At 54.7% G+C, this 16038-nt stretch carries 20 protein-coding genes; all 20 read left to right on the top strand.

What is annotated here, in order from left to right; translation table 11 throughout:
• Nucleotides 1-1901, top strand: a 1901-nt coding sequence (flhA, locus tag ACETWG_01440) for a flagellar biosynthesis protein FlhA (protein ID MFB0515248.1), incomplete at its 5' end; no start/stop codon positions are given.
• Nucleotides 1891-3048: a hypothetical protein gene (locus ACETWG_01435; protein ID MFB0515247.1), complete on the top strand. Its 1158-nt coding sequence runs from the start codon at nt 1891-1893 to the stop codon at nt 3046-3048. The genes flhA and ACETWG_01435, both read left to right, overlap by 11 nt.
• Nucleotides 3049-3052: 4 nt before the next feature.
• Nucleotides 3053-3937 (top strand): MinD/ParA family protein, encoded by an 885-nt coding sequence (locus ACETWG_01430; GenBank protein MFB0515246.1) that lies wholly within the window; start codon nt 3053-3055, stop codon nt 3935-3937.
• 1 nt (nt 3938) lies between these two features.
• Entirely contained in the window at nt 3939-4184 is a 246-nt protein-coding gene (locus ACETWG_01425) for a hypothetical protein (GenBank protein ID MFB0515245.1), read from the top strand.
• Nucleotides 4165-4938 carry a sigma-70 family RNA polymerase sigma factor gene (locus ACETWG_01420; protein MFB0515244.1) on the top strand — a complete coding sequence of 258 codons (774 nt, stop codon included), beginning with the start codon at nt 4165-4167 and terminating at the stop codon, nt 4936-4938. The genes ACETWG_01425 and ACETWG_01420 overlap by 20 nt, the downstream gene beginning before the upstream one ends.
• Nucleotides 4935-5222 carry a hypothetical protein gene (locus ACETWG_01415; protein MFB0515243.1) on the top strand — a complete coding sequence of 96 codons (288 nt, stop codon included), beginning with the start codon at nt 4935-4937 and terminating at the stop codon, nt 5220-5222. The genes ACETWG_01420 and ACETWG_01415 overlap by 4 nt, the downstream gene beginning before the upstream one ends.
• Nucleotides 5223-5289: 67 nt before the next feature.
• Nucleotides 5290-6051: a hypothetical protein gene (locus ACETWG_01410; GenBank protein ID MFB0515242.1), complete on the top strand. Its 762-nt coding sequence runs from the start codon at nt 5290-5292 to the stop codon at nt 6049-6051.
• A gap of 26 nt (nt 6052-6077) precedes the next feature.
• A complete protein-coding gene (locus ACETWG_01405) occupies nt 6078-6878 on the top strand; it encodes a GAF domain-containing protein (protein ID MFB0515241.1) in 801 nt (266 codons plus the stop codon).
• Nucleotides 6879-7103: 225 nt separating this feature from the next.
• Entirely contained in the window at nt 7104-7817 is a 714-nt protein-coding gene (locus ACETWG_01400) for a flagellar hook-basal body protein (GenBank protein MFB0515240.1), read from the top strand.
• Nucleotides 7818-7826: 9 nt separating this feature from the next.
• The gene (gene flgG / locus ACETWG_01395) at nt 7827-8615 is read left to right on the top strand and encodes a flagellar basal-body rod protein FlgG (protein MFB0515239.1); all 789 of its coding nucleotides are present in this window, start codon (nt 7827-7829) and stop codon (nt 8613-8615) included.
• Nucleotides 8616-8620: 5 nt separating this feature from the next.
• Nucleotides 8621-9364: a flagellar basal body P-ring formation chaperone FlgA gene (gene flgA, locus ACETWG_01390; protein MFB0515238.1), complete on the top strand. Its 744-nt coding sequence runs from the start codon at nt 8621-8623 to the stop codon at nt 9362-9364.
• Nucleotides 9365-9368: 4 nt separating this feature from the next.
• Nucleotides 9369-10034 (top strand): flagellar basal body L-ring protein FlgH, encoded by a 666-nt coding sequence (locus ACETWG_01385; GenBank protein ID MFB0515237.1) that lies wholly within the window; start codon nt 9369-9371, stop codon nt 10032-10034.
• Nucleotides 10034-11161, top strand: coding sequence for a flagellar basal body P-ring protein FlgI (locus tag ACETWG_01380; protein MFB0515236.1), 1128 nt, complete (start codon nt 10034-10036; stop codon nt 11159-11161). Before ACETWG_01385 ends, ACETWG_01380 begins: the two co-directional genes overlap by 1 nt.
• A 10-nt stretch (nt 11162-11171) precedes the next feature.
• Complete coding sequence (locus ACETWG_01375) at nt 11172-11555, top strand: hypothetical protein (GenBank protein ID MFB0515235.1); 384 nt, start codon at nt 11172-11174, stop codon at nt 11553-11555.
• Nucleotides 11548-12066 carry a flagellar protein FlgN gene (locus tag ACETWG_01370; GenBank protein MFB0515234.1) on the top strand — a complete coding sequence of 173 codons (519 nt, stop codon included), beginning with the start codon at nt 11548-11550 and terminating at the stop codon, nt 12064-12066. Before ACETWG_01375 ends, ACETWG_01370 begins: the two co-directional genes overlap by 8 nt.
• Before the next feature lies 1 nt (nt 12067).
• Complete coding sequence (gene flgK / locus ACETWG_01365) at nt 12068-13426, top strand: flagellar hook-associated protein FlgK (GenBank protein MFB0515233.1); 1359 nt, start codon at nt 12068-12070, stop codon at nt 13424-13426.
• A gap of 18 nt (nt 13427-13444) precedes the next feature.
• On the top strand, nt 13445-14317 hold the full coding sequence (locus ACETWG_01360; protein ID MFB0515232.1) for a hypothetical protein: 873 nt from the start codon (nt 13445-13447) through the stop codon (nt 14315-14317).
• 2 nt (nt 14318-14319) lie between these two features.
• Nucleotides 14320-14772 carry a flagellar assembly protein FliW gene (gene fliW, locus ACETWG_01355; protein MFB0515231.1) on the top strand — a complete coding sequence of 151 codons (453 nt, stop codon included), beginning with the start codon at nt 14320-14322 and terminating at the stop codon, nt 14770-14772.
• 5 nt (nt 14773-14777) lie between these two features.
• Complete coding sequence (csrA, locus tag ACETWG_01350; GenBank protein ID MFB0515230.1) at nt 14778-15056, top strand: carbon storage regulator CsrA; 279 nt, start codon at nt 14778-14780, stop codon at nt 15054-15056.
• Between the two features lie 112 nt (nt 15057-15168).
• Nucleotides 15169-16038 (top strand): sulfotransferase (locus tag ACETWG_01345; protein MFB0515229.1); only part of this gene is annotated, 870 nt, incomplete at its 3' end.

Raw genomic sequence — 16038 nt, 5'->3', positions numbered from 1 at the left:
CTCTCTTTACCCTTAGGCCGCTTGAGTTTGCCGTTTTCCCTTCGCTGCTGCTCATGGTTACCCTTTTCCGCCTGGCCCTGAATGTGGCCACTACCCGGCTCATCCTCGGTCGCGGATATGCCGGTGAGATCATCCAGGGCTTCGGCTCCTTCGTTGTGTCTGGTAACTATGTAGTAGGATTCATCATTTTCATGATCCTGGTGATCATCAACTTCCTGGTTATCACTCGCGGAGCGACGCGTATTGCGGAAGTCGCCGCTCGTTTCACCTTGGACGCCATGCCCGGTAAACAGATGGCTATCGATGCTGATCTGAACTCGGGCTTGATTGATGAGAACGAGGCCCGGCAGCGGCGGCGGCAGATCGGCTCCGAAGCCGACTTCTACGGCGCTATGGACGGCGCAGCCAAGTTCGTCCGCGGTGATGCCATCGCTGCCCTTCTGATCACCGGCATCAATATTATTGGCGGGCTGGTTATCGGTACGCTGCAGGTGGGCATGACCCTGGGGGATGCCGCCCGCAAATATACCCTCCTGACCGTCGGCGATGGTCTTGTAGCCCAGATTCCCGCTCTCATCGTCTCCACGGCAGCCGGGATCATTGTCACCCGTTCTACCACGGAACATGACCTGGCAGGCGACGTAGCGCGACAGATCTCCGATCAGCCCAGGGCCCTCTTCATCGCCGGCGGGGCGCTGGCCCTGGTAGGATTAATTCCAGCCATGCCCTTCCTGCCCTTCTTCATTTTGGCTCTTGGGGTGATCGGTGCCGGCGTCGTCAAATCACGAGCCAAGATCCTTGAGGCCAAAAAACTGGTTGAGGCTGAAGAGGCCAGGGTAGAAGTGCCTGAGGAAAGGATTGAAGCCTTTCTGCATCCAGATCCCTTTGAGATTGAGATCGGCTACGGCCTTATCAGCCTGGTTGATGCCAACCAGGGTGGCGACCTGCTGGGCCGCATCTCATCTATTCGCAAGAGCATCGCCCTCGAGCTGGGGGTGGTGATACCGCCCATCCGCCTCCGGGATAATATCAATCTGGGGGCCAATGAATACCTTTTCAAGGTCCTTGGGATCACCGTCGCCAGAGGCGAGGTTATGGTTGGCTACTACCTGGTGTTGAATCCTGATCCGGAAGCTGGCCTGGTGGGTATCGAGACCACCGAGCCCACTTTCAACTTGCCTGCCTTGTGGGTATCCGAAGAGCAAAAAAGCAAGGCTGAAGTGGCCGGCTATACTGTGGTTGAACCCCAGGTGGTAATCGCCACACATCTCATGGAGGTGCTCAAGTCTCACGCTTACAAGCTCCTGGACCGTCAGGAAGTGCAAAAAATGCTGGATGATCTCAAGGAGGAGAAAGCGGCCGTGGTGGAGGGGCTCACGCCCGACCTCCTGCCCCTGGGTGTTATCCAACAGGTCCTGCGGAATCTTCTTCGGGAAGGGATTCCCATCCGCAATCTGATAACGATTCTCGAAACCATGGCCGATTATGCCCCTACCACCAAGGATGCCGATGTCCTGACGGAATATGTCCGCGCTGCCCTGGCCGACAACATCACTGAGTTGTTCAGGTCTAATGATAAGCCCATACCAGTGGCCACACTCGATCCACGGTTGGAAGACCACATTCTGCAGGCTACCAAGAAAGGGGAGGTCTATCTGGGGAATCTGGGTTTGGCTCCCAATCAAGTCAAAAGTGTACTTACATCTATCAGTGAGCAAGTGGAACAAATCGTTATTGAGGGCGGGCGACCGGCGCTGCTGGTTTCGCCGCTTATCCGACGGAGTGTTCGTCAATTCACGGAACCGGTGCTGCCTAACGTGGCGGTGCTCTCCTTCGCGGAATTATCGCCCACCTTGCAACTGAGGTCCGTAGGAACCGTGAGGTATCCCGATGCTGTTTAAGACTTTCACCGGTTCCAGCGAGCGAGAAGCCCTCACACGGGCCAAGAAGGAACTCGGCGAGGATATTTTGATTCTAGATCTGCGCCATGCGCCCAAAAACGGCGGATCGGCTGCAAACGGGCACCAGGTTATTTTGAAGGTGGGTGTGTTCCCGCGCTCTGCAGTCCGCCGGGGCTCCACGGACGGGGCGCTGCGACAGAGCCAATTGCAGTCTAAAAATTCAAAAGCCGGCCTCGCGAAATCACTCGCATCCCAGGATGATGCCGAAGTGGCAGAACTGTTTCTCCTGCGGCAGCAGCTCCGCAGTATAAAGGCGCAGTTGCGGGCGGTCAGGAGCTGCCCCTTCCTGGAACCCTTCGACTTTTGCTTCAATCTGTTGGCGGATGCCGGTACGCCGGAGCATGTAGCCGAAATGCTCATTACGCGCACCGAGGAGCAGCTGGTCGGCATGGGTGACGCGGGCCCCGTCGACCGCGCGAGCGCCCTGGCGGAGCTTAAACGCCAGATTGGCTACCTTTTTATTCCACCACCCACCAAGCCTCATCGTGAAAAGCGGGAGGTGGTGGTCGTGGTGGGCCCTTCCGGTGCGGGAAAGACTTCCCTTCTCGTCAAGCTGGCGTCCCACAATGGCGCCTATCGGAATCGACGGGCCGGTATTGTTTCAACCGACATCTTTCGTGCCGGCGCCAATGCCGGACTGAAATCCATCGGGGAGATTCTCGCGATCCCCATCATCGAGGTCAGACAGGTGGATGATATTCCACGTGCACTCGTGAACCTGGCAAAATGTGATGTTATTCTGGTGGATACCCCTGGTCGCAGCCCGCTCTCAAAGGGCAGCCTGCCAGATTTGCAAATCCAGCTGGCGGTGCTGCGGCCTACTCAAATCCTCCTTGTGCTCAGCGCCAATATGGCGATGGAGGAGTTATGGCTCTTTAAAGGGCTGTACCAGGGGATCCATCCATCAGGCTTGGTGGTGACCAAGCTGGACGAAACCAGCAAACCGGGCAAAGTGCTGGGATTGGCTGACGATCCCAACCTGCCCCTGAAATATGTCACCACCGGGCAGGCCGTACCGCAGAGCCTGGCCCTGAATGTCAGGCAGGCCATCATAAAACGGTTGCCTTTAGCGACTGGGGAGCATTAAGACCGTGACGAGTTCCGCTCAGAAGCTGGAAGCAGCGGCCAAAGTTCGACCGCGTCTGGCCCCCCAAAGGGAAATTCTACCGGAAATCATCACTATTACCAGCGGCAAGGGCGGCGTGGGAAAAACAAACATAGCGGTGAACCTCGGCATTTTGCTCAAACAGCGCAAGCAGCGGGTTCTGCTTATGGACGCGGACCTGCACCTTGGCAAGCTGGATGTTGTGATCGGAGCCACACCGCGCTACACGCTGGCGGAACTTATGGACGGCAGCCAGACCCTGGAGCAGATTATCATGCACCATCCCTCGGGAATTGATATACTGCCGGCCACCTCCGGCGATCTGAACCTTATGGATGCGGATGTTCGAATGCTAAAAGTGCTGGCCGAATCTTTTGCTTCCATTCAGGCTCGTTATGATTACCTTATCGTGGATACCGGCGCCGGGGTTACCCCCACAGTCTTGACTATGGCTTTGGGTGCTGATAAAGTAATTTTAGTTGTAACACCAGAACCGGCCTCCATTTCTGACGTCTATGCCATGATCAAAGTTATTCGGAGTAAATCTTTGGAGTTACCGCTTATTCTGCTGCCCAACCGCTTGAGGTCGCTGGAAGATGGCTTGGAACTCCATAAGAAACTTAACTTGATTACGCAAAAGTTTCTGAAGACCAACTTATATTATGGGGGATCAATCGTCGAGGATACCGCCATCGGACAGGCGATCATCCGCCAACGGCCCTACGTAGTGGAATATCCCAGGAGCCGGGCGGCCCATAACCTGCAACTGGTCTGCCTCCGGCTGTTGAAACTTCCACCGCAGAAGATCGAATATCGATCCAACATTTTTGATCGACTGCGGGTTAGTCGAAAGGAGGTGGAATCGCTTTAGTATGCAGTCAGCCATTTATCAGCTTGCCTTGATCATCGGCCTAGGCACCCTTGCGGTTCTGCTCCTGCGGGGTATGAGCCTACTCACCGCCCTGTACCGTAGTGGCCTCGTACTGGGGGCTGTGCTACTCATTTTGCTCGTTGCTGGTAATATTCTCCGGTTGGGCATGCGCCCTAAAGGACCGGGGGAAGAACAGATGGAAACGCCCACTGAATCAATGACTGAAAATGAAGGCGAAGGTAGCTAAATTGGAAGCCCTTACCGGCGAGGATCTCCTCAGCGAGTATTACGCCACCAAGGATCCCATCCTGAAAGAACGGGCCGTCAGGGAGTTTCTACCATTGGTGTATTACGTGGTGAACCGTATCCCGCTGCCAGTCACTGATGTTATCACTCGCGAGGATTTAGAGCAAAGCGCCATTCACGGGCTCCTGGAAGCCATTGATCGCTTTGATGAAGAGCGCCAGGTCAAGTTTAAAACCTTCGCCTACAAGAGCATTTACGGTGCTGTCATTGCTGCCATCCGCCAGGTGCGGATTCTGAGCCGGACAAAGCTGGAACGCCTGATGGAAGTACAAAAAATCACCGATAGGCTGACTCAGGAGCTGCACCGTGAACCTTCTGCCGAGGAGGTCTGTGAGGCGGCCAATATTTCCCAGAATGATTACTCCGAGCTGTTGGTGGCAGGTCAACTGAGCTATGCCACCTTCTCACTTGATGATCCTATCACCGGAGATCAGGAGATCCCTTCGAGGCAGATTGATCTCCTGGCAGATGCTGAATCCAAAGATCCGGAGAGTGCCTACATGATCGATAACCTCAAGACACGGTTGGTTAGTTTACTCAAAGAAATGCCAGAGAGGGAACGCCTGATTCTGGCCCTCTACTATTATGAAAACCTCACGCTGGTGGAGATTGGTCAGGTTCTGAACATTTCCGAGTCGCGCGTGTCGCAAATAATGAGCAAGACACTGGATCTGTTACGTAATCAATTGAAATGATTGAAACGCTTGATCCGAACCTGAGCATGCCGCCGCCGCTTCAGCCGGATGCGCAACAGACCGAGCCCATCCGTCCGGAATCGGTGAAGATCGAGCAGCAGAAGCTGGAAAGAAGAAAATCCGGTGAGGAGGAAGCGCAGGAAAAGAAGCGCCGGGGCCGCAAGGACAAGGTAGAGCTTTCCAGCCAGGCGGAAACCGCCGACGAAACTCCCGAGGATAAAGGAAAGCAGACTCCTAGAAAAACCCGGAGACGAATTGAGCACAAGATCGATATTCTCATTTAGGCCGGGTTGTTCGCTGCTAATACTATCGCTGGCAAGTAGCCTCCTGTGGAGTGCGAATGATCGCTACGTGGCTTTATTTTCTGCAGAGCAGATGAGTCACCGGCGGATTCTTATTGACGGGGTTGGTAATCGGCGGGTGCAGGTGGAGCTGGACAGCCTGGGCCAGGCGGTAGTGAATGTCTGGGGTGTCGATGAGCAGACCTACGTCGGCCGGCGCGCATACGAGAAGGGGTATCTCATTCCGGTCACCATCCGGGTCGATTTTCCGCGCAAAAATTTGATGTCCATCAAAGTGGCCGGCACTCACTTTCGGGACTTTGTAAGGTATAAGGTCGTTGACTCTGATATTTACGTTATTGACCTGTACCCCCAGGCCCTGCCGCGGGAAAGCTATTTCCGGGAGGAGACCATTTCGGCCCTCTGGCCTAATGGTCGCTTCCAGCCGGATATCACCCCGGCGTCTCCCCCGGCAGACTTGACGGCACCAGCCGAGTTACGGCAGATAAATGTGCGCTACACGCTGGCCAAAGAGATGGCTCCCTACCGGAGGGTCGTTCGCCGGGCGGTGATCTGGGCCGGGAGCGTCTCCGGTCTGCTGCTTATCACTGGTCTTCCTCTGATCTGGTTTCTGCAGCGCCGGAAAGCTGCACTCGGCGATTCCAAAACCCACCAACCTACACGCCCGGCAGGGGGTGGCCAGCCGACGATCTCTGATGCTAAGGTCAGGGCAATCATGGCATTAAATGGATCGTTGAGCTATGATGAGGCGAGCCTGCTGGCCAATATGGGAGGCGAAAAATCCCTGGCCGGGCCAAGAAAAACACCCTAGCCTGCTCGTAATCACCACTATTTATCATGATCGGTCTCCAATTCCTGCAAAAAATAGGGGAGATACTCCAAAAAAGCCTCTCCAGCGAAGAAACTTATTCCGCGGTTTTCGATATTCTTGACAGTGTCATCGAGTTCGATTCGGCCACCCTGTTTGTGGCCAACTGCGACACAGGCGCTTTGGAGATAGCTGAGAGCCGTGGCTCCCGGGTAGTGGACCTGGCATCGGATGTCGCTTTTACGCGGGGGAATGGGCTCAGCGGCTGGGTGGCATCCCAAAAGCAGCCGGTTATATTGTCGACCATGAGCAGCAATGATGCTACACGCGGCTTCCGGTCCTTGATCTCCGTTCCGCTATGGGCCGGGAACAGGCTTGAGGGAGTACTTAACCTGGGACATAAGAAGCCCGGCTTTTATCGGGCAGCCGACAAGACCGACCTGGAGCAGCTGGGAACGCAACTGTCATTGATCGTTGAACAGCTCCGTCTCCGATCCGAGCTGCAGGGAAAAAATCAGATTCTCCAGGCAACTCTGGAGGAGCTGCGCACAACCCAAAATGCCCTGGTGAACAAGGAACGGCTGGCAGCTATCGGGGAACTGGTGGTGAGCCTCAACCACGAGATCAACAATCCCCTGGCTATTATTATCAGCTTCATAGATCTGTTGGCAGCCAGGTGTGAGCGCGATCTCCCCGAAGCCACGGAAACCCTGGCTAAGATGAAGGAGGCCGCCTATCGCATCAAAGAGCTTACCAAGCGGCTGGAATACCTGCAGAGCAGTGAAGCCGAAGAATATCTGGAAGGGGTGAAGATGCTCAAACTCAACTAGCCGTTATCTACCCTGGAGGGAATATTTTCCCACCCCGGCCTCCCACGCAAGTTCACTCCCCATCCTGCTCTCCGATTTACCCATGTCCAGATCAGGTGATTTCCCTCTTGAAGTTCTTCTCCCGTCGAGAAAAAGGTCTATAATGGGGAAAAATAATCCTGGCACCACCTTTTGGCACGGCATTTGAACCCTAAATGGCCAGCAAGACATGTTTACGAGGAGAGTATGGAATTCGACCTGACAAGGGTTGCCAGGAATATGACCCGCAACCTTTTTGGAACTGATATTGTTGCCAACAACATGGCGAATATTGGAACAACGGGATTCAAGCGCGATGCCACTTTCATAGATTGGTATACCGAATCCCTCAACGATGTCGGGGCCCAGCGGTATACTGATTTTGCCCAAGGTGAGCTACATCAGACCGACAATCCGCTGGACCTGGCCCTTTCCACCCGGGGCTTTTTTATAGTTGAAACCCCCTCCGGACCAGCCTTCACGCGGAACGGCCATTTCGCCGTCAACGATCAAGGTTTTATCCAGACCGCCCAGGGGTATCTTCTGATGGGTGAAAGGGGTCCAATATCGATTCTGTCTGCCAACGACACCGCCGGAGAGGTCCAGATTACCCGGAATGGTGAGGTTTACCTGGACAAGACCTTAATTGATCACTTACTCGTTGCCAATATTCCCTATTTATACTCGCTGGAAAAAATTGGCGCCAGTCTCTATCGCATTTCAGATGACAGCCTGGTAACCCAGCTGGAACCGGAGCAGTTGGACGTACGCCAGGGCATGCTGGAAGGCTCGAACGTCGAGCCGGTTGCGGAGATGGTTAGCCTGATCGAATTGCATCGGAATTTTGAAACCACTCAGCGGGTGGCTACAGCGATGGACCAGATACTGGGCCGGGCCACTCAGCTCGGGGATTACCGTTAAGGAGGAAGTATGATCCGCTCACTACGGACAGCGGCACTGGGGATGGCGGCCCAGCAGCTTACGCTGGATGTGATCGCCAACAACCTTGCCAACGTCAATACCACCGGCTTCAAACGCAGCAGTGTTGAATTTCAGGACATTCTTTACGAGACCATTGTCTCGGGGGCTGGTGAAGGGGGCCTCGGTCAGGAAAAGCCCGTCGAGATCCAGGTCGGTCACGGTAACCGGGCCGTCTCAACCTTCCGAACCTTCTCCCAAGGCACCGTCACCGATACCGAGAATCCACTCGACCTGGCTATTGACGGTGATGGATTTTTCCAGGTTATGCGGCCGGACGGCACCTATGCCTATACCCGTGACGGCGCCTTTCGCATTAACCCCGACGGTTTCATCGTTACAACCACGGGACTGAAGTTGGGTACGGAAATCAGTCTGCCCCCTGATACCGAAAGTATCAATATCGGCCAGGATGGTATTATTTCCGTCCTTCTGGCGGGCGAAACCACCCCGGAGGAAATTGGCCAGATCGAGCTGGTGAAGTTCGTCAACCCGGCCGGGCTACGGGCTGTTGGGGGCAACCTGTATGAGGAAACAGTTGCCGCTGGCCCCCCCACAGTCGGTTTTGCCGGGGATGAAGGCTTTGGCGTCGTACTCCAGGGCTTTCTGGAGAAGTCGAACGTGGACGTGGTACAGGAGATGATCAACATGATCGTCGCCCAGCGGGCCTATGAGATCAACTCCAAGGCGGTGAAATCCGCCGATGAAATGCTGGCGGTGGCCAACAACATCCGGCGCTAGATTGTATGTCCCTTAGCCGTCGAATCCCTGCCGGGATTACAACGATACTTTTCCTGACCGCTGTGCTATGTGCCCTGCTGGGTGCCGCGCAAGCCAAAGGCATGCTCCCCGGATCATCATTGCAGGAGCGCCTGGAGCAGGTGGTGCGTCAGCATGTTATGGAAGGATTCAGCCGGGCCCACCTTTCGGGGGAACTGGTTGCTATTAACCTGCCCCCCAATGTTGAAAAGCTGGCACCCGTGGCCAGTCTCCGGCCGCTGCGGGTTTTTATCCCGCAAACGGCAGCCGGCCATTACGTGATCCCACTGGAAATCACGCCGGTTGAGGGCGTCCCCGTTAAGGTGAATATTACGGTTGAATGTGTGGCCGTGGTGGAGGGCTGGGCGGCCAGATTCCCCCTGAAGCGGGGGACCCTCTTAGAGCTGGACCACTTTCAGCGTAAGATGATCCGGGTGACGCAGCGTGAGCAGAGCTATTTCACCGCCGATTCTCTTCCGGCAGGGTATCAGCTGAGCACCAGTCTGCCTCAAGGACAACTGCTTCAGTTTCACCATCTGGAAGAGGTACCGGTAGTACATCGCGGCGAGCAAGTTATGATCCACTTCCGCCGTACGCATCTCAACCTGATCAGCCCGGGAAAAGCCCGCCGGGAAGGAAGTCTTGGTGACTTGATCCCCGTTGTGGCGACCACCACCGGAAAACGGCTCTATGGTCGCCTGGTAGCTCCGGGAATCGTTTTGGTGGAGTAATGACATGAACAAAAATTCATCTTTTGGCACACATTGGCTGTATGGGACTTTTATTCTCCTGGTTACCCTGGCTGTCGGCTATGGGCAGGAAGCGCCGCGCTCCCTGTATGCCGATCAGAAAGCCCGTGGGATTGGTGATGTGGTAACCATCCTGGTGTCGGAAACGGCCAATGCCAGCCACCAGTCCCAGGTCCAGCGGTTCGATGATAACACGGTCGATGCCGCCGGTAATGTCGAGGGCAATCTATTGCAATTCCTGCCCGTATTCGGTCTGCGCTCTAATCTGAAAACGGATTCGAATTCCCGCGAGGGCACGGCCCAGAAAGATCTGCTGACCGGAAGGATCTCCGCCGTGATCACCGAAGTGACCGACAACGGCATGTTCAGGATCAGCGGATCAAAGGTGCTCAACGTTAACGGCGAGCGCAATCTTATGACCATCAAGGGAACCATTCGCCCCAGAGACATCCAATCGGACAATACCATCTTTTCCTATAATATCGCCGATTCCCGAATCTACTACAGCAAGGCTGGGCTGCCCGGGAAATTGGTCCAGCGCGGAACCTTCCAGCGGTTAGCAAACATTATCATGGGAGGTGCCGGGCTGGCCCTCATCGGCTACGTGGGCGGTATCAGTGCACTCACGGTAATCAGGAGCCTCCAATTCTAATGAGACACTACCTCTACCTATTCCTCGCAGCTTTTCTCGGGTTCCAACCGCTGACGGCCCAAGGGATTAGCCGGATCAAGGATGTGACCACCTACCGTATCATCCGGCAGGTCACCTTAGTAGGCTATGGCCTGGTGGTCGGGCTTAATGGCACCGGCGACCGTGCTATCGGCCATCGAGGAACCATTTTCACGGTGCAGAGCATTGCCAATATGCTGGAAGAATTTGGCCTGACTGTTGACAGTCAGCATCTGCGGACCCGCAACGTGGCCGCCGTTATGGTAACCGCTACCACACCGCCCTTCGGGAAACCTGGCGCCAAGTTTGACGTGAATGTTTCCTCTCTGGGCGATGCCACCAGCCTGGAGAACGGTGTCCTGCTGATGACTCCCTTACGCAGCGCCGGAGGCGAGTACTATGGTCTGGCCCAAGGGCCCGTGTCCGTTGGTGGGTTTAATGTGACCACCCTGGGAGGTGAGAGGCTGCGGCAGAATTATGCCCTGGTGGGCCGGGTACCGGATGGGGCCACCCTCGAACGAGTGATTGAAGAGGTGGCTCTGCAGCCCGATCAGCCGATGGAACTGCTATTGAAAGAACCCAATTATACCACGGCCTCCAGGATATCCGAGGCCGTCAACACCTTCTCTCCCAGCGTTCAGCCCCTGGCCCAGGCCCTGGATGCCAGCATAGTGCAAGTCACTTTTCCACCCGGGTTGAGCCAGCCCTGGGAACTGGTGCAATTTGTGGCCAGTATTGAAACCCTCCAGGTCGTTCAGGATGTGGAGGCGCGGGTAGTCATCAACGAACGTACCGGAACAGTTGTTGCCGGCGGTAATGTGACCATTGGAGCTGTGCTGGTCTCCCATGGTTCTCTCCAGATTCATACTACTACCGCACCCTATGTCGCGCAACCCTCGCCTTTCAGCGTCGGGCAGACAGTGACGATCCCCATCACCCGCACTACGGTGACGGAGCAGCCGGGTGAAGCCGCGGTTCTGTCGGCAGCCACAGTGGCCGAGCTCGCCGCCGCCCTGAATGACATGGGCTTCAAACCGCGGGATATTATCGCCGTATTCCAGGCTATTAAAGAGGCCGGGGCCCTGAATGCCAGACTGATCATCATGTAGCGGCAGGGATATGAAGGTACAGGGCATAGAACATCAAGGCGTCTCAGCTCAGCTGAAGGGAGCCGCGCCCCAGGCGACCCACCCCGCGGATCCGAAGGGGGATAAAAGGCTCTGGAAGGCGTGTCAGAACTTTGAAGCCCTGTTTATGGGGTATCTGGTCAAGAGCATGGAGCGAACACTACCCCAGGGCACCCTATCGGGTAGCGGACTGTCGAGCCTCATGTTTCACCAGGTGATGGGATCGGCTTTGAGTGAGGGAGGGGGCATCGGCCTGGCCGAGCTGCTCTACCGCGATCTGCAGTCTAAACATCCCCAGGACCCCTCCGAAAATGATAAAGGGATATCTCTGCAAGACCTGCTCACGTATCGTGTGAGAAAGGAAAACGATGACTAAACATCCTGCCCCTGAACGTCTGATTGCCAGACTGATAACCATTCTGTCCGAAGAGATGCGGATGTATAATGAGCTGCTTCTGGTTCTCCGTAAAAAGCAGTCCAGCATTATTGAAGGTAAGCTTGAGGGCCTGAAGGAGGCTGTGCAACATGAACAGGCCATCCTGAGGGAGTCTGAGGCGGTGGCTCTGACCAGAGAGGCGTCGCTTAAAGAAGTCAGCAGTGCGCTGGGAAAAGAAGAGGAAATCCAGAGCCTCGGTCAGTTGATCGAGGCGGTGGAGTCTACCTATGCTGAGCGCCTGTCGGATATTCACCGCAGCCTGCAGCGGATTGTCCAGGAAGTCATTCTAACCAACGAGGAAAACCGCTACCTGTTGGATTACTCCATCAAGTTTGTGCGTGATGCTGCCAGGGAACTTATCAAATCATCTGAGCAGTTCCCGGTATACTCGGCGGAAGGCCGGGGAGCGAAAGAACCGGCAAGTTCGCGTCTGATCGAAGGGAAAATCTGATATGGCCGGCCTTGATTTCCTCACCGAAGTTGGCAAGCAGGGAATGCTGCTTTCGCAGTTTGGCCTCCAGATTACCGGGAAGAACATATCGAATGTCCAAACCCGGGGTTATAGCCGACAGAGGCTCGATGTCAACCCGGTTCTGCCTGAGATTCTGGCCGGCTTCAGCCTGGGCAGTGCCATTAATGGAGATACCCTGCGCCGCATCCGGGAGGATTTTGTGGATCGACAATACTGGGGGCAATCCTCATTGCGATCCCAATACACATCGGAGGAGACCCTGTTGCGGCAAATTGAGGGTGTTCTGCCTTCGAGCAACGAAACCGGCCTGGGGGCCATGCTGGACGAATTCTGGAGTGCCTGGAACAGCCTGGCCAATGACCCGGAGAGCTCCGTCGCCCGGACTATCGTCCGGGACAGGGCTCAAACCCTGACCCTGAGCTTCAATCGGGCGTATCGGGAGTTGGTCTCTTTCCAGGCTTCTGTCAGGGAAGAAGTCAATACCAGGGTCGAAGAAATCAACGATCTGGCGGCCCAGCTCGCGGAGTTGAACAGAATCAATCCAGGTGACAATCCGGATCTAGAGGATCAGCGGGATCGCCTCATCGATCGGCTGTCCGAACTGGCGAACATCGAAGTTCAACGTGATGGTAATAGCGTATCGGTCTATATTTCCGGCCTGACACTGGTATCCGGCAGAACGGCCTACGAACTAGCTGTTGGAGAAACTCAGGGTGACGGGGGCGTCGATCAAATCACAACGGTTATCGCCGGCACAGACCGGGAGATAAACGTGAGGTCAGGAGAGTTAGGTGCCTTGTTAACTGTTCATAATGTTGACATTCCCTACCTTCTGGATCGGCTCGACACTCTGGCCCTGGCTCTGGTTGAAGAAGTGAACGCTATCCACAGGACCGGCTATAACCTCGATGGGGTCACGGGACTGGACTTTTTCACCGAAGCCACTGAGGGTGCCGCCTCGATTGCGGTGAACAATGTTATTGTAGCCAATGTGGATCTCATCGCATCCAGTGATGCTCCCGGCGAATCCGGCAACGGCAACACTGCTAAGGCCATCGCTGATCTAGTGGATCTGGAAGTTATCGGCAATCAAACCATCGGCGAGTATTTTCGCTCCCTGATAGGCACGTTGGGCAACCGCATCCAGGAAGTTGGTTTTTTGAAGAGCAATCATGATAAAATTGTTGAACACCTGGACATGCAGCGTCAGTCCGTGTCAGGTGTCAGTATGGAAGAGGAAATGACCCGGATGGTGCAGCTTGAACAGGCATTTACCGCCGCATCAAGGCTGGTAGCCACCGCCGATGAGCTCACCCGAACCCTGCTGGAATTGATTTAAAGAACGTAGAGGCTTATTATGCGTGTTACGGATTCTATGCTGAAGGAACAGATCATTAGCTTCCTGAGTGCTAATCAGGAACGCCTGGCCAATGTGCAGCGGCAGCTGAGCACCAATAAGGAGGTAGCTCTCTCTTCTGATGACCCGGTAAGGTTTGACCGAGCCGGCAGATTTAAGAGCCTGCTGACCAAGAACGAGCAATATCTGAATAACATCGAAGATGGGATCGCCTGGATTAAAGTAGGCACCGAATCACTTGACGTGATGTATGAAGCGCTGCAGCAAGCGCGAGAACTGGGCCTGCAAGCCCGAAGTGACGCCGACCCCGCTACTCGAACACAGGTGGTGGGATATGTGGAAGCACTGATCGAAGAAATGGTACTCATGGGCAATACCCGTTTTATGGGTAAATATATTTTCGGGGGAACCATCACCAAAGACACCGAACCTTTTGCCTTTGACGGGATAACAGTCACCTACAGCGGGAATGACGGCATCCTGAGCCGGAAGGTGGGTGAAGATACCTACCTGCAGATTAATACAACGGGCTCGGAGTTTGAAAATGTGTTCAGCGCCGCTATTGCCCTCCGTGACGCTCTCGTCGCCAATGATGGGGACGCTATTGAGGCCGCTCTGGTCCAGATCGAGATAGTAGAGCCGCAGCTACTAAACACAGTTGCCCGGGCTGGATCTCTACAGCGTAAACTTGAGCTTACTCGCGGTAATTTGGAGATGGCAAACGTTAATCTTCAGTCCTACATTTCACAGGCCGAAGACGTGGATTTAGCGGAAGCGATCTTGCAATATAATGCTCAGGAATTGGGCTATCGGGCTGCGCTGGAGTCCAGTTCGCGCATTATGAACATCAGTATTCTGAATCATCTGCGGTAATCGTGAGCGACAAACCCCCCGAACAAGAATCCAAGCCCGATTGGGTTGCGGCTTCCGACCCGCTGGAGTTCCCCACCGGTCTGCCAGGCTTTGAAGAGCACAAAAAATTTATGCTGGAAAGCCGGGCCGACCTTAGACCGTTCCTCAGGCTGCGATCCATGTACGATCCTGAAGTGGCGCTGCCGGTCATCAGCTGCCGCCTGCTGAAAAAACAAGTCCTGGACCATATCAACCCTGACCAGCTGAACTTGATTGGCAATCCCGCTCGGGAGGATATTGCACCCTTCTACATCCTTAGGGTGGATCCAAAGGAGGGCACCATCACCGCCAACACCAAAGCGCCGGTGATTATCAGTACTAAAAGTATGCAGGGATCTCAAATTATCCTGGATAGGGACGATTTGCGAGTAGACGAGCCCCTTACGAATCTGATGCCCTCCAAAGGTGGAGTGTAGCCGCTATGCTGGTTTTATCTAGGAAATGCGGCGAAAGCATCCGGGTGGCGGACGGGATCATCTTCACCATCCTTGAATGTACCGGTGCTCAGGTAAAGGTCGGGATCACCGCTCCGCCGCAGCTGCCGGTGCATCGGGAAGAAGTGTATCTGCGCATCCGGGAGGAAAACCTGGCGGCTGCTCAAAGTAAAGCGGCCATGGATGCCTTGGTGAAGAACGTCCCGGAAGAGTTGCGCAGAATGGGTAAGGAAGAAGCCACCGGGGAGAAGTTAGAGGACGACTGACATCCTCCCCTGTAAAGCTACAGGAGGGTGACCTCCTCCTGGAGCTTCGCAACACCTCAACCTCCAGGGGCTCTCATCCCATGAGAATGCGCTGGTTGGACAGAACAGCAGAATGATGCAAAGTGGGGAGAACACAGCGGGGAGCAATAATCGAGACGGATATTCCCGTCTTTGTTTTATCTTCGGTGCTCCGAGATCAGGGACGACCTGGATTTGGGGCCTGCTAACCAGTCACCCTGCCGTCAACTCCCTGAACCGGGAGGATTTCGGTGGAGAGCCTTCCACTGTGGGTGGCAAGCGCTTAACCTCCGAAACAGGTGTTTTTTGTAACAATAAGCTGGATGATGCGAAGATCAAGGCGATTATCGATAAAAAATTAAATAACCAGCCTGATAAAGTTTTTATTGAGAGGACTCCCACCCATACCTTGCTTTCCGAACGAATTCTAGCCCTTTTTCCTGACGCTAGAATTATCTTCCTGCAGCGCGATCCCCGGGCGGTGGTCAACTCCATGCTCAGGAGTGATTTTTATTCGTTTGCCAGGGACGTTGTGGACGCCACGCTTCAAACGAAGGCCTATCTTCGGGCATATGAGGCTGTCAAGGATCGTCCCAATGTTTTGACAGTCAAATATGAAGATTTGCTTGAATACACCGAAGTAACCCTCCGCCGGGTGTTGGACTTCTTGAACCTGGATTCCGGCCCCATCACTTCAATGATTGATGAAAACGATAAACGCGTTAAAGTGGATATCGCTGGCGTTTACCGGGTAGGAAAGGCCGACGCCTATAACGAAGAGCTGAGTCCTGAAGATCGTAGATTGATTGAAAGTGAGCTGTTTGATTATATGCAGCTTCTAGGGTACGATACCCGGATGTCCGGTGGGAAGGAGGCCACGGTCAGAGCCGTAGGAGCCGAGCGCCTGCGCATATTAATTGGCCTCACGAAACTCAATGACTTTACAGGTAGTGAGACCTATACC

Source organism: Candidatus Neomarinimicrobiota bacterium, from assembly GCA_041862535.1.
Lineage (GTDB): Bacteria > Fidelibacterota > Marinisomatia > SCGC-AAA003-L08 > TS1B11.
The sequence above is the reverse complement of the archived record's forward strand: the minus strand, read 5'-3'. Positions and strand labels throughout refer to the sequence as shown.